This window comes from Pantoea sp. SOD02, from assembly GCF_024707505.1.
GTDB lineage: Bacteria > Pseudomonadota > Gammaproteobacteria > Enterobacterales > Enterobacteriaceae > Pantoea > Pantoea symbiotica.
This window is the reverse complement of record NZ_CP102604.1, coordinates 2502917-2516093: the sequence shown is the minus strand read 5'-3', so window position 1 is coordinate 2516093 and position 13177 is coordinate 2502917. Positions and strand designations below refer to the sequence as shown.

The 13177-nt window shown below is 59.4% G+C and carries 12 protein-coding genes; 11 read left to right on the top strand and 1 reads right to left on the bottom strand.

Translation table 11 applies throughout. The annotated features are described in order from the left end of the window. Positions 1–61 precede the first annotated feature (61 nt). From phnL to phnE (NR302_RS11775), 7 genes are all read left to right on the top strand, one after another. A complete protein-coding gene (phnL, locus tag NR302_RS11805; protein ID WP_008105503.1) occupies positions 62–766 on the top strand; it encodes a phosphonate C-P lyase system protein PhnL in 705 nt (234 codons plus the stop codon). Next, entirely contained in the window at positions 763–1899 is a 1137-nt protein-coding gene (phnM, locus tag NR302_RS11800) for an alpha-D-ribose 1-methylphosphonate 5-triphosphate diphosphatase (RefSeq protein WP_008105502.1), read from the top strand. The genes phnL and phnM overlap by 4 nt, the downstream gene beginning before the upstream one ends. Then, the gene (phnN, locus tag NR302_RS11795) at positions 1899–2429 is read left to right on the top strand and encodes a ribose 1,5-bisphosphokinase (RefSeq protein WP_258143530.1); all 531 of its coding nucleotides are present in this window, start codon (positions 1899–1901) and stop codon (positions 2427–2429) included. Before phnM ends, phnN begins: the two co-directional genes overlap by 1 nt. A 164-nt stretch (positions 2430–2593) precedes the next feature. After that, the gene (gene phnC, locus NR302_RS11790; protein ID WP_061717640.1) at positions 2594–3424 is read left to right on the top strand and encodes a phosphonate ABC transporter ATP-binding protein; all 831 of its coding nucleotides are present in this window, start codon (positions 2594–2596) and stop codon (positions 3422–3424) included. 26 nt (positions 3425–3450) lie between these two features. Next, on the top strand, positions 3451–4377 hold the full coding sequence (phnD, locus tag NR302_RS11785) for a phosphonate ABC transporter substrate-binding protein (protein ID WP_008105497.1): 927 nt from the start codon (positions 3451–3453) through the stop codon (positions 4375–4377). An 84-nt stretch (positions 4378–4461) separates the two neighbouring features. After that, on the top strand, positions 4462–5325 hold the full coding sequence (gene phnE / locus NR302_RS11780; RefSeq protein WP_256696775.1) for a phosphonate ABC transporter, permease protein PhnE: 864 nt from the start codon (positions 4462–4464) through the stop codon (positions 5323–5325). Next, entirely contained in the window at positions 5322–6206 is an 885-nt protein-coding gene (gene phnE / locus NR302_RS11775) for a phosphonate ABC transporter, permease protein PhnE (protein ID WP_154181652.1), read from the top strand. Before phnE (NR302_RS11780) ends, phnE (NR302_RS11775) begins: the two co-directional genes overlap by 4 nt. Here the strand turns inward: phnE (NR302_RS11775) and NR302_RS11770 are convergent. Further along, a complete protein-coding gene (locus NR302_RS11770) occupies positions 6160–8748 on the bottom strand; it encodes an ATP-binding protein (RefSeq protein WP_258143529.1) in 2589 nt (862 codons plus the stop codon). The two genes, phnE (NR302_RS11775) and NR302_RS11770, sit on opposite strands and share 47 nt — an antisense overlap. Before the next feature lie 144 nt (positions 8749–8892). On the opposite strand from NR302_RS11770, the gene NR302_RS11765 reads away from it, so the two are divergent. The 4 genes from NR302_RS11765 (at position 8893) to NR302_RS11750 (ending at position 13172) form a co-directional block, all read left to right on the top strand. Further along, on the top strand, positions 8893–10398 hold the full coding sequence (locus tag NR302_RS11765; protein ID WP_154190002.1) for a sugar ABC transporter ATP-binding protein: 1506 nt from the start codon (positions 8893–8895) through the stop codon (positions 10396–10398). Positions 10399–10408: 10 nt separating this feature from the next. Next, entirely contained in the window at positions 10409–11392 is a 984-nt protein-coding gene (locus tag NR302_RS11760; RefSeq protein WP_008105488.1) for a ribose ABC transporter permease, read from the top strand. A 95-nt stretch (positions 11393–11487) separates the two neighbouring features. Continuing rightward, positions 11488–12426, top strand: coding sequence for an ABC transporter substrate-binding protein (locus NR302_RS11755; protein WP_008105486.1), 939 nt, complete (start codon positions 11488–11490; stop codon positions 12424–12426). Positions 12427–12488: 62 nt separating this feature from the next. Continuing rightward, the gene (locus NR302_RS11750; protein WP_008105484.1) at positions 12489–13172 is read left to right on the top strand and encodes a D-lyxose/D-mannose family sugar isomerase; all 684 of its coding nucleotides are present in this window, start codon (positions 12489–12491) and stop codon (positions 13170–13172) included. The last annotated feature ends 5 nt before the right edge of the window (positions 13173–13177 follow it).

Genomic DNA, 13177 nt, shown 5'->3' with positions numbered 1-13177 from the left:
CGCCATTTATGGCGACCTTCTCGAAGACCAGCACAACTATCAAAACCATCAGGACATCACTATGCAACCTTTACTGCGCGTAGAGCATCTGAGCAAAACCTTTGTGCTGCACAACCAAAGCAGCGCCGCGCTGCCGGTATTGCAGGACGCCAATCTTGAAGTCAGCGGCGGCGAATGCGTGGTGCTGCATGGCCGCTCCGGCAGCGGAAAATCTACGCTGCTGCGTGCGCTGTACGGCAACTATCAGGCCAACAGCGGCCACATCTGGCTGCAACATCAGGGCGAATGGATCGACATGGCCAACGCGCCCGCGCGGCAGATTCTGGCGATTCGCTGTCACACCGTCGGCTGGGTCAGCCAGTTTTTGCGCGTTATCCCACGCGTGCCGACGCTGGAGATCGTCATGCAGCCGCTGCTGGAGCGTGGCACCGAGCGCGCCTTCTGCGAAAAGCGCGCCAAAGAGCTGCTGACGCGTCTTAACGTGCCGGAGCGTTTGTGGTCGCTGGCACCGTCGACCTTCTCGGGCGGCGAGCAGCAGCGTGTCAACATCGCACGCGGCTTTATCGCCGACTATCCGGTGCTGCTGCTGGATGAGCCGACCGCCTCGCTCGACAGCGCCAACAGCGCCGCAGTGGTGGAATTGATTGAACAGGCGCGCGCCCGTGGTGCCGCCATTGTCGGTATTTTCCATGACGAAGCGGTGCGCGAACGCGTAGCCGATCGCCTGCACGTCATGCAGCCAATGAAAGCAGGAGCAGAAGCATGATCATTAATAACGTCCGGCTGGTGCTGGAGCAGGCCGTAGTGGCGGGTTCACTGGAGATCCGTGACGGGCGCATCGCTAGCTTTAGCGACAGCGTCAGCCAGTTGCCGGGCGCGCTGGATGGCGAAAACGCCTTCCTGCTGCCGGGTTTGGTAGAGCTGCACACCGATAATCTCGACAAATTCTTCACGCCACGCCCCAAAGTGGATTGGCCCGCGCACTCGGCGATGAGCAGCCACGATGCGTTAATGGTTGCCAGCGGCATCACCACGGTGCTGGACGCGATTGGCGTTGGTGACGTGCGCGATGGCGGGCATCGCATTGAAAACCTCAACAAGATGATCGAGGCGATTCAGGACAGCAATCGCAAAGGCATTAACCGCGCCGATCACCATTTGCATCTGCGCTGTGAGCTGCCGCATCACACCACGCTGCCACTGTTTGAGAAGTTGATGAACACGCCAGAGCTGTCGCTGGTTTCACTGATGGATCACTCGCCGGGTCAGCGTCAGTACGCCTCGCTGGAGATGTATCGCACCTATTATCAGGGCAAATATCAGCTCAACGACGAGCAGATGGATCAGTTTGAGCGTGAGCAACTGGCGCTGGCCGCCGAATTCTCCACGCCGAATCGCAACGCCATCTCCAGTTTGTGCCGTTCGCGCGGCATTCCGATCGCCAGCCACGATGATGCTACGGCGGCGCACGTGGCTGAATCCCATGACGTCGGCAGCGCCATCGCCGAATTCCCTACCACGCTGGAGGCAGCACGCGCGTCGCGTGAATGCGGCATGCAGGTGCTGATGGGCGCGCCCAACATCGTGCGCGGCGGTTCGCACTCCGGTAACGTGGCGGCGGCGGACCTCGCAAGCCACGGCCTGCTGGATATTCTCTCCTCCGATTACTATCCGGCCAGCTTGCTCGATGCGGTGTTCCGCCTGGTGGCAGATGAACGCAACACGCTGACGTTACCGCAGGCTGCTGCGCTGGTGACCAGTAATCCGGCGCGGGCGATTGGTCTGCACGATCGCGGCCGCATCGCCGAAGGACTGCGTGCCGATCTGGTGCTGGCGCATACCGAACATGGTCATTCGCACATTCGTCACGTCTGGTCGCAAGGCAAGCTGGTGTTCTGATGGCGCGCCTGATCTGGCTTACCGGGCCTTCGGGCTCGGGAAAAGACAGCCTGCTGAACGCGCTGCGCGAGGCGCCGCCGGAGAATCTGCTGATCGCCCATCGCTACATCACGCGCGCCGCCGATGCGGGCGGCGAGAACCATGTGGCGCTGAGCGAAGCCGAGTTCCGACGGCGCGAGGCACTGGGCTTGTTCGCCGTGAGCTGGCAGGCGCACGGCATGTATTACGGGCTGGGCGAGGAGATCGATCTGTGGCTGGCACGCGGGCTAAATGTGCTGGTTAACGGTTCGCGCTTGCATCTGCCGATTGTGCAGCAGCATTACGGCCCGCAGCTGCTGCCGCTGGTGCTGCAAGTTTCACCGGCGGTATTGGAAGCGCGTTTGCGGCAGCGCGGGCGCGAGACGCAAGCGGAGATTGAGAAACGGCTGGCGCGCGCCGCTGAACCGCTGCCCGCGCATTGCCATGCGTTGAATAACGATGGCGCGTTGAGCGACACCCTCGAGCATCTGCGGCGGCTTATTGTTTCGTAGGGTCGCCATTCATGGCGACCTGGTGCGTTGCATGCATTAACGGACGGTCGCCATGAATGGCGACCCTACGGTGTCACCGTTTAATCATTTTACTGTCATCAAGCTTTCATCCGTTTTGCCCGTAATAGCGGGCAATCAACACCTCAGAAGAGATGGAGTGCAACATGGCACAGGCATTACTGAAAACCGTCGTCGACAACCCTTACCCGCACGTGACAGGGCAGGGCAACAAGGTGTTGTCGGTGCAGGGATTGTGCAAAACCTACGGCGCCAACCAGGTGCTGGATAACGTCAGCTTCGATCTGCATGCGGGCGAGTTGGTAGCGGTGATTGGCCGCTCAGGCGCAGGCAAATCGACACTGTTACACATGCTGAACGGCACCATCAGCGCGTCGCAAGGCGCCATCCTCAGCAATCGTCACGGCGAAGTGGATCGCGATGTGGTTACGCTGAATAGCCGCCAGATGCGTGAGTGGCGCACCGAATGCGGCATGATCTTCCAGGACTTTTGTCTGGTGCCGCGCCTTGATGTGCTGACCAACGTGCTGCTCGGTCGTTTGAGCCAGACCTCAACGCTGAAATCGTTCTTCAAAGTGTTCTCCGAAACCGACCGCGCTCGCGCTATCGAACTGCTGCAGTGGATGAACATGCTGCCGCAGGCGCTGCAGCGTGCGGAAAATCTCTCTGGCGGCCAGATGCAGCGCGTGGCGATTTGCCGGGCATTGATGCAAAACCCGCGCATTTTGCTGGCGGATGAACCGGTGGCGTCACTCGATCCGAAAAACACCAAACGCATCATGGATGTGCTGCGTCAGGTGAGCGAGCAGGGCATCAGCGTGATGGTGAACCTGCACTCCATCGAACTGGTTAAAAGCTACTGTACCCGCGTGATCGGCATTCAGCGCGGAAAAATCCTGTTCGATGGACATCCTTCCCAGTTGACCGACGGCCTGATGCATGAGCTGTACGGCGACGAAATTAACCAGCTCCACTAACTCCCACAGCAAGAGAAAACCTAAGAATGAAACTGACTTCTTTAGCTTTACTGACTATTGCGATGGCATTTGGCGCAAACGCAGCGGATGCACCAAAAGAGTTGAACCTCGGGATTCTTGGCGGCCAGAACGCCACGCAGCAGATTGGTGACAACCAGTGTGTTAAAGATTTCTTCGACAAAGAGTTGCAGGTGGATACCAAACTGCGCAACTCGTCTGACTATTCAGGCGTGATTCAGGGCTTGCTGGGCAACAAAATCGATCTGGTGCTGAGCATGTCACCGGCTTCGTTTGCCTCGGTTTACCTGCAAAACCCGAAAGCGGTGGATGTGGTGGGCATCGTGGTGGACGACAAAGATGGTTCACAAGGGTATCACTCGGTGGTGATCGTTAAAGCTGACAGCCCATACAAAAAGCTGGAAGACCTGAAAGGCAAATCGTTCGGCATGGCCGACCCGGATTCCACTTCTGGCTTCCTGATGCCGAACCAGGCGTTCAAGAAAGAGTTCGGCGGCACGGTTGACGATAAGTACAACAACACCTTCTCCAGCGTCACCTTCTCCGGCGGCCACGAGCAGGACATTCTTGGCGTGCTGAACGGTCAGTTCGAAGGCGCGGTGACCTGGACCTCACTGATTGGCGACCGCGAAACCGGTTATACCTCGGGTGCCTTTGGCCGTTTGATTCGTATGGATCATCCTGACCTGATGAAGCAGATCCGCATCATCTGGCAGTCGCCGTTGATCCCGAACGGTCCGATTCTGGTGAGCAACAACCTGCCCGCTGACTTCAAAGCGAAGGTGGTTGCCACCATCAAGAAACTGGATAAAGAAGATCACGGCTGCTTTGTTAAAGCGGTTGGCGGTACCCAGCACATCGGCCCGGCTACCGTGGCGGATTATCAGAACATCATCGATATGAAGCGTGATTTGATGAAGGGTACGCGCGGTTAAGCCTTCACAACGGTGCGCATTAATGCGCACCCTACATTGTAGGGTCGCCATTCATGGCGACCTGGTTATACAGGAATCCCCCCCTTGACCGATTTCGAACACTACTACCAACGCATCCGCCGCCAGCAAAAACGCGACTCGCTGCTGTGGTCGCTGCTGTTGCTGGCGCTCTATCTGGCCGCGGGCAAGATGGCGGAATTTAACCTGCTTACCGTCTGGCAGTCGCTGCCACACTTTTTTGACTACATCGGCGAAACTATGCCGGTGCTGCATTTGTCATTACTGTTCGCCGACGGCAAAACGGAAGGCTCGCTGGCCTATTGGGGCTATCGCTTACACTTTCAGCTGCCGCTGATCTGGGAAACCTTGCAGCTGGCGCTGTCGTCCACCATCGTGGCGGTGGCCGTTGCTGGTGTGCTGGCGTTTTTCGCCGCCGATAACACCCAAACGCCGCGCAGCCTGCGGGTGGCGATCCGCGCCTTTGTCGCCTTCCTGCGTACCATGCCGGAACTGGCGTGGGCGGTGATGTTCGTGATGGCGTTCGGAATTGGCGCTATTCCCGGCTTCCTCGCGCTGGCGCTGCACACCGTCGGCAGCCTGACCAAACTGTTTTACGAAGCGATTGAAAGCGCCTCAGATAAACCGGTGCGCGGCCTTGCGGCGTGCGGTGCCAGCAAACTGCAGCGCATGCGCTTTGCCTTCTGGCCGCAGGTCAAACCGACGTTTCTCTCCTACAGCTTTATGCGTCTGGAAATCAACTTCCGTTCCTCAACCATCCTTGGTTTAGTGGGTGCGGGCGGTATCGGGCAAGAGCTGATGACCAATATCAAACTCGATCGTTACGATCAGGTCAGCATCACGCTGTTGCTGATCATTGTGGTGGTGTCGCTGCTGGATACGCTGTCCGGCTGGCTGCGTCGCCGCGTAGTGGAAGGAGACACAGCATGATCGCCTTAGCGCCGGATGTCGCCAAACTCAAACAAGAGCATGCCGCCCTGTTTGCCGCGCAGAACCGCTATCTGCGCCGCGTTGCGCTGGTGGCGCTTGCCATCGCGCTCTATTACCTGTTCTTCTTCGAATTCTTTGGCATTGAGTGGAGCCGTTTTCTCATTGGCTGCCAGCAGCTTAGCCGCTATTTCCTGCGCATGTTTGTCTGGCAGGATTTCCTCAACTGGCCGTTTGGTTACTACTTCACTCAGGTCGGGATTACGCTGGCGATTGTGTTCTCCGGCACGCTGACCGCATCGCTGATTGCCTTGCCGGTCTCGTTCCTGGCGGCGCGCAACGTGATGCACGATCCGGTTACACGCCCGATTTCGCTGGTGGTGCGTCGCGTGCTGGATGTGCTGCGCGGCATCGACATGGCGATTTGGGGGCTGATCTTCGTGCGCGCCGTCGGCATGGGGCCGCTGGCTGGCGTGCTGGCGATTGTGATGCAGGATGTCGGCTTGCTCGGCAAACTCTACGCCGAAGGCCATGAAGCGGTGGAGCGCTCGCCGAGTCGCGGCCTCAGCGCGGTCGGCGCGAACAGCCTGCAGAAACATCGCTACGGCATTTTCACCCAGTCGTTCCCGACCTTCCTCGCGCTCAGCCTGTATCAGATTGAGTCCAACACCCGCTCCGCAGCGGTGCTCGGCTTTGTCGGCGCGGGCGGCGTTGGTCTGGTGTATGCCGAGAACATGCGTTTATGGAACTGGGATGTGGTGATGTTCCTGACCCTGATTCTGGTGGCGGTGGTGATGATCATGGACATGGTCTCCAGCAAGCTGCGTAAACGTTACATTACGGGGAAAGGGGTGCCGTTGTGGCAGCCTGCCGCGCGCGACTAAGCCGTTCACTGCGCTGCCAGGCGCGCTCCAGCGCCTGCACCAGCTGCGCCTGATGCCAGGGTTTCGCCAGCCGCTCACACAGCGGCAGCGTTACCTGCGTCTGGCGCAAATCCTGACCGCTAATCAACACCGTCGCCAGATGGGGCCACTGCGCCTGTGCCTGACGAATTACATCCGCGCCGTTAATGCCGCCCGGCAGCATCAAATCACTGATTAGCAACTCGATATCCGGCGTCTGGCGCAGCAGCGTCAGCGCGCTTTCGCCGTCGCCACACTCCAGCGTCAGATAACCCAGCTGATGCAGATGTTCGCACAGCGTTTGTCGCACCGTCGGTTCATCATCCAGCACCAACACCAGCCGATCGTTGCTGGCCTGTGGCACCAGCGGCGGCGGAACGCTAAGCGGTTGTGCCGCTTCAGGCGCGCGCGGCAATAACAGCCGCACGGTGGTGCCTTGTCCCGGCGCGGTTTCCAGCTCGATCTGCCCGCCGGATTGGCGCACAAAGCCATACACCATCGATAAGCCCAAACCGCTGCCGCTGCCAATCGCTTTGGTGGTGAAGAACGGCTCGAACACCTGTTCACGCACCTCGGCCGACATGCCGCAGCCATGATCGATCACTTCAATGGTGACGCGATCGCGCTTGCCGTCGGCTTCCGGTTTGCGCTGATTCCAGATACGCAGGCGGATTTCGCCGCTCTGCTGCGCCATCGCATCGCGCGCGTTGACCACCAGATTGATCAGCGCATTCTCCAGCTGTCCGGCATCGATCCATGCTGGCCAGCCGGGACGCTGCGCATCGATCACCAGCTGCTGGCCGGGCAAAAGTGCGTGTTGCAGCAGCGAATGCAAATTATCCACCAGCTCAACCACCGACACCGCGCGCGGATAGAGCGCCTGCTTGCGCGAAAAGGCCAGCAAGCGCTGCGTCAGCTGTGCCGCGCGGTCGGCGGCCTGACGCGCACGATCGATACGGCTGGCGAGCGTGCCGGGCGGCAGCTGATCGACGGTTAACGCCAGGCTGCCGATGATCACCGCCAGCAGATTATTGAAGTCGTGCGCCAGTCCGCCGGTCAGCTGTCCAACCGCTTTCATCTTCTGGCTGTGCAGCAGCGCCTCTTCCAGTGCCTTGCGTGTGGTGCGTTCCAGCACGGTATTCACCATGCCGCGCCGTGGCACCGGGCTGAAGCGCAGCTCCAGCGTGCGCCCATCCGCCAGCCGCACTTCCTGCGCATCGGCTAAGCCGTTGAGCTCAACATCGACGCGTTTCAGAAGCTGCTGATAGTGCAAACCGCGATGCAGTTCGCGCGGCGCAATGCCGAGCAGTTCGGCATATTGTGCATTCCACACCACCAGCTGACCGCTGTTATCAAACAGCGCAAAGCCGTCGCGCATCGCAAGAAAGGTCGATTCCAGCTGGTTGCTTTTCTCTTTTAGCAAGCGCGAGGTGTGCGCCAGCGACGCGGTATTGCGCGCAAACACGTTGAAGGCGCGCGCCAGATCGCCCAACTCATCGCGCCGCGCCAGACCGGGCACGTTGACGCTCTTTTCTCCCTGCGCCAGCCGCGTCATGGCGTGGGCGATGGCGGTGAGACTCGAACCGAGATTGCGGTAGATGTAGTAACCGGCGTAACCGGTGATCAGCAGCGCCAGCAGCATAAACAGGCCGATAAAACCGATGATCGAATCCAGCTCTTCATGGGTTACCGCGCTGCGAGCGTCGCTCTGCTGCGCCACCAGTTGCACGTAGTGGGTGATGTCGTCGTTGAGCATCGCCACCAGCGCTTTGATGCGATAGGTGGCGTAGGCGATGGCGATATCACTCTGCTCCAGCTGCTGCGCCACCGGCTGCAAATCATTGCTGGTGGCGATCAGCCGTTGCACCTGGGTATTCAGCACGCCCTTGAGCCTTAACGCTTGCCACTGACGCAGCACCGATTGCAGTTGCTGCACTGCGGCCTGCGGCGCGCTGGATTGAATCGCCACGCTGAATAAGCTGTGGGTTTGCTGGCGCAGCGCGGCGGAAGGGGCATCGGTGCGGGTTAGCACATCAATGCGATTGAGTAATAGCTGTGATTGCCACAGCCCGCTGAGCATGACGTTGCGCTGCAGATGGCGCAGATGCCCGGCGCGCAGCAATTGGTTGATGGTCTGTTCCAGCATCTGGCTGCGCTCGCGGATGCGCGTTAGCAGCTGCGGCTGTTGCGACGCCAGCGGCGCATTCGCCAGTAAGCTCAGCGACCGCTGCAGCTCTTGCTGCGTTTGCTGCAGGCGCGCCGATTCGCTCTGATACTCCAGCGCACCGACCACCTGCGATAAGCGCACCGCGGCGATCGCCACATTGGCGGTATCACGCGCCAGCGCCAGGCTGCCGTTCATATCGGCCAGCGTTTGTGCCTGCGCCTGTTCCTGAATGTGACCTGCGTGGCGAAATCCAAAAATCGCTACCAGGCTCACCGCCAGCGTCACCGACATCACCAGCAGATTAAACAGCAGCAGGCGACTGCGCGCGCCCGCGTGCCAGTGCAGACTGTGACTCATGGCTGCCACTCCTTACCGCTCAACTGCTGGCGAGTATAGAAGCGCGATCGGGGCGAAATATGACAAATATGAATGGCCGCTGACATTTTCCATTTATCTAAGGAGGCTTTACTCGCTGCAACCTTTGCCAGCAGGAGCCTCGTCATGGCGACAGCACCGATATTAGAAATGCGCGCGATCACCCGACGCTTCGGCAGTTTCTATGCGTTAAAAGGGGTGGACCTCACGGTCTGGCCCGGTGAAGTGCATGCGCTGATGGGCGAAAACGGCGCGGGCAAAAGTACATTGATGAAAATTCTGGCCGGTGCCTATACCGCCAGCAGCGGGGAAATTCTTATCGACGGCCAGCCGTACACCATTAAAGGCCCAAAAGAGGCGTTGGCGGCGGGCATCACCCTGATTTATCAGGAGATCAATCTGGCACCGAATCTGACGGTGGCGGAGAACATCTTTCTCGGCAGTGAAATCACCCGCGCGGGCCTGGTGAAGCGTCGCCAGATGGCGGAAGAGGCGCAGCGAGTGATTGATCGTTTGGGCGCGCAGTTCAGCGCCACCGATCTGGTTAGCCGCCTGAGCATTGCCGAGCAGCAGCAGGTGGAAATCGCCCGCGCGCTGCATCGCAACAGCCGCATTCTGGTAATGGATGAGCCGACTGCCGCACTCTCGAACCGTGAAACCGAGCAGCTGTTTGCGCTGATAAAACGTCTGCGCAGCGAAGGGATGGCGATCATCTACATCAGCCATCGCATGGCGGAAGTGTATGAGCTGTCGGATCGCGTTAGTGTGCTGCGCGACGGACAGTACGTCGGCAGCCTGACGCGCGAGCAGCTTAACGCCAGCGAGCTGGTGCGCATGATGGTCGGGCGGCCGCTCAGCGATCTGTTCAACAAAGACCGCAACATTCCGCTCGGCGACATCCGTCTCGCCGTCAATCACCTGTGCGACAAACACAAAGTGCATCCCAGCAGCCTGTCGGTGCGGGCCGGTGAGATCGTCGGCCTGGCGGGGCTGGTTGGCGCCGGGCGCAGCGAACTGGCGCAGCTGATTTTTGGCGTGCATCAACCGAGCGGCGGCGAGATCTGGATCGACGGGGAAAAAGTGCAGATTCACTCGCCGCGCGACGCCATTGCGCGCGGCATCGGCTTTCTCACCGAGAACCGCAAAGAGCAGGGCTTGTTCCTCGAACTGGCGGCGCAGGACAACATCGTGATGGCGACGCTGGAGCGCGACGCCAGCTACGGCCTGCTGAACCGGCGCAAAGGGCAGAAGATCGCTAGCGAGGCGATTGATGCGCTCAACATCCGCGTGCCGCATGCGCAGGTGCGCGCGGGCGGCTTGTCCGGCGGCAATCAGCAGAAGCTGCTGATTTCACGCTGGGTGGCGATAGCGCCGCGCATCCTGATTCTCGATGAGCCAACGCGCGGCGTTGATGTCGGCGCCAAGAGCGAAATCTACCGCATGATGCAGCAGATGGCGCAGCAGGGCGTGGCGATTTTAATGATCTCCAGCGAGTTACCGGAAGTGGTGGGCATGAGCGACCGCGTCTATGTGATGCGTGAAGGCGCCATCGCCGGTGAGTTGAGTGGGGCAGAGATTAGCCAGGAAAACATTATGACACTGGCCACCGGCGCGCAGCCGGTTCAGGCCTGAGGAGAGCGCAATGACCAGTGAATCCGCACGCGTAAAAAGTCCAACGCTAAAGCGCGCGTTAATGAGTGACCTGCTGCAAACCGTCGGCATCCTGCCGATTCTGATCCTGATTGTGGCGGTATTTGGCTTTGTCACGCCGAACTTCTTCACCGAGGGCAATTTGCTCAACATTACGCGTCAGGCCTCGATCAACATCGTGCTGGCGGCGGGCATGACCTTTGTCATTCTCACCGGCGGCATCGATTTGTCGGTGGGATCGATGCTCGGCACCACAGCGGTGGTGGCGATGGTGGTGTCGCTCGATCCGGCGTTTGCGTCACTGACGATTCCGGCGGCGTTAGGTGCCGGGCTGATTATGGGGTTGTTCAACGGCATTCTGGTGGCGTGGGCAGGGCTGCCGCCCTTTATTGTCACCCTCGGCACCTACACCGCGATGCGCGGCGCGGCTTATCTGCTGGCGAACGGCACCACGGTGATCAACTCCGACATCAACTTTGAGTGGATAGGCAACGGCTATCTCGGGCCGGTGCCGTGGCTGATCATTATCGCCTTTGCGGTGATTGCGCTGTGCTGGTTCATTCTGCGTCGCACCACGCTGGGTGTACACATTTATGCGGTCGGCGGCAACGTGCAGGCGGCGCGCCTGACCGGCATCAAAGTTAGCGTGGTACTGCTGTTTGTCTACGCCATGAGCGGTTTGCTATCTGGGCTGGCCGGATTGATGAGCGCCTCGCGGCTGTATAGCGCCAACGGCAACCTCGGCGTTGGCTATGAGCTGGACGCGATAGCGGCGGTGATCCTTGGCGGCACCAGCTTTGTCGGCGGTATCGGCACCATTACCGGCACGCTGATTGGTGCGCTGATCATTGCCACGCTGAATAACGGCATGACGCTGATGGGCGTCTCCTATTTCTGGCAGTTAGTGATTAAGGGCGCGGTGATCATTATCGCGGTGTTGATCGATAAGTACCGGACGCGGCATCACGTGGGTTGAGTTGTTACCAGGTCGGCATGAATGCCGACCCTACAAGTAAGCAGGGGCGTCAGTTATGGCGACCATAAAAACCAAAAAGCAGGAGAACATCGACTATGCGTTTTAATCCGATTCTAACCGGACTGCTGGCGGCTACGCTTCTGAGCGCGCCATTGGTGCAGGCCAAAGAGCTGAAATCCATTGGTGTGACCGTCGGCGATCTCGCCAACCCGTTCTTCGTGCAGATCACCAAAGGTGCGGAGCTGAAGGCGCGTGAGCTGGCGGGTGACAAGGTCAACGTAACGCTGGTCTCCAGCGGCTACGATCTCGGTCAGCAGGTAGGACAGATTGATAACTTCATCGCCGCCAAAGTAGACATGATTATCCTCAACGCCGCCGATTCCAAAGGCATCGCGCCCGCGGTAAAACGTGCGCGTGATGCCGGGATTGTGGTGGTGGCGGTCGACGTGGCGGCAGACGGCGCTAACGCGACTATCACCTCCGATAACACTGCCGCCGGTGCCATGGCGTGCAAATACATCTCCGATCGCCTGAAAGCCAAAGGCAACGTGGTGATCATCAACGGACCGCCGGTTTCTGCGGTACAGAACCGTGTGGAAGGCTGCATGAACGAGCTGAAAACCCATCCGGACATCAAGCTGCTCTCCTATAACCAGAACGCCAAAGGCAGCCGCGAAGGTGGCCTCGAAGTGATGACCGGCCTGCTGTCGGCTAATCCGAAGATTGATGCCGTGTTCGCGATTAACGACCCAACCGCGATTGGTGCCGATCTGGCGGCGAAACAGGCGCAGCGCAATGAGTTCTTTATTGTCGGCGTCGATGGATCGCCAGACGGTGAAGAAGCGCTGAAGCGCAAAGGCTCGCTGTTCGTGGCAACGCCAGCGCAAGACCCGCAGGTGATGGCGGCGAAAGCGGTGGAGATTGGCTATGACATCCTGCAGGGCAAACCCGCGCCAGATAAGCCGGTGCTGATTCCGGTGACGATGATCGATCGTAACAGCGTTAGCAGTTACAAGGGCTGGACGGTGAAGTAAGCCCACACAGATGTAGGGTCGCCATTCATGGCGACCTGAACCCCATAAGGTGAGGAGCTTTCATGCAACGCTCAGAAGTGAATGCGATCTTACAACGCACCCGCGAATTCTTTATGCGCCAGGATGTGCATCTGCCGCCGTGGGCCGATTACGGCCTCAGCCAGTGGCGCGCGCTCGATAAACATGACGCCGATGAACTGCTGGCGCTGCACCTCGGCTGGGATGTCACCAGCTTCGGCGCTGACGATTTCAATCAAACCGGTTTAACCCTGTTCACATTGCGCAACGGTTCGCGCGGTGGCCAGCCGTGGGCCAAACCTTACGCCGAAAAGATCATGCATGTGCGCGAAGGGCAGGTCACGCCAATGCATTATCACCCGCAAAAAATGGAAGACATTATCAATCGCGGCGGCGGCAATCTGATCGTTACGCTGCATAACCGCGCGGGCAATCAGCTGGCCGATACGGCGGTCAACGTCACGCTGGATGGCATCCGCCAAACCCATGCCGCCGGTTCGCAGCTGCGTTTATCGCCGGGCGAAAGCGTCACTTTGCTGCCGGGCATCTGGCACAGCTTTTGGGGTGAAGAGGGCTATGGCGACGTGCTGGTAGGCGAAGTCTCAATGCCCAACGACGACGAACACGACAACGTGTTTCTCACCCCGCTGGCACGCTTCAATCCGCTTGATGAAGATGAAGAACCGCGCTGGCTGCTGTGTAACGAATATCACCGCTGGCTAGCCTAAAGGAG

Bases quoted from the DNA above. Each gene is read 5' to 3' on its own strand.
- phnL (WP_008105503.1), top strand. From the start codon at position 62: ATGCAACCTTTACTGCGCGTAGAGCATCTGAGCAAAACCTTTGTGCTG.
- phnM (WP_008105502.1), top strand. From the start codon at position 763: ATGATCATTAATAACGTCCGGCTGGTGCTGGAGCAGGCCGTAGTGGCG.
- phnN (WP_258143530.1), top strand. From the start codon at position 1,899: ATGGCGCGCCTGATCTGGCTTACCGGGCCTTCGGGCTCGGGAAAAGAC.
- phnC (WP_061717640.1), top strand. From the start codon at position 2,594: ATGGCACAGGCATTACTGAAAACCGTCGTCGACAACCCTTACCCGCAC.
- phnD (WP_008105497.1), top strand. From the start codon at position 3,451: ATGAAACTGACTTCTTTAGCTTTACTGACTATTGCGATGGCATTTGGC.
- phnE (WP_154181652.1), top strand. From the start codon at position 5,322: ATGATCGCCTTAGCGCCGGATGTCGCCAAACTCAAACAAGAGCATGCC.
- NR302_RS11770 (WP_258143529.1), bottom strand. From the start codon at position 8,748: ATGAGTCACAGTCTGCACTGGCACGCGGGCGCGCGCAGTCGCCTGCTG.
- NR302_RS11765 (WP_154190002.1), top strand. From the start codon at position 8,893: ATGGCGACAGCACCGATATTAGAAATGCGCGCGATCACCCGACGCTTC.
- NR302_RS11760 (WP_008105488.1), top strand. From the start codon at position 10,409: ATGACCAGTGAATCCGCACGCGTAAAAAGTCCAACGCTAAAGCGCGCG.
- NR302_RS11755 (WP_008105486.1), top strand. From the start codon at position 11,488: ATGCGTTTTAATCCGATTCTAACCGGACTGCTGGCGGCTACGCTTCTG.
- NR302_RS11750 (WP_008105484.1), top strand. From the start codon at position 12,489: ATGCAACGCTCAGAAGTGAATGCGATCTTACAACGCACCCGCGAATTC.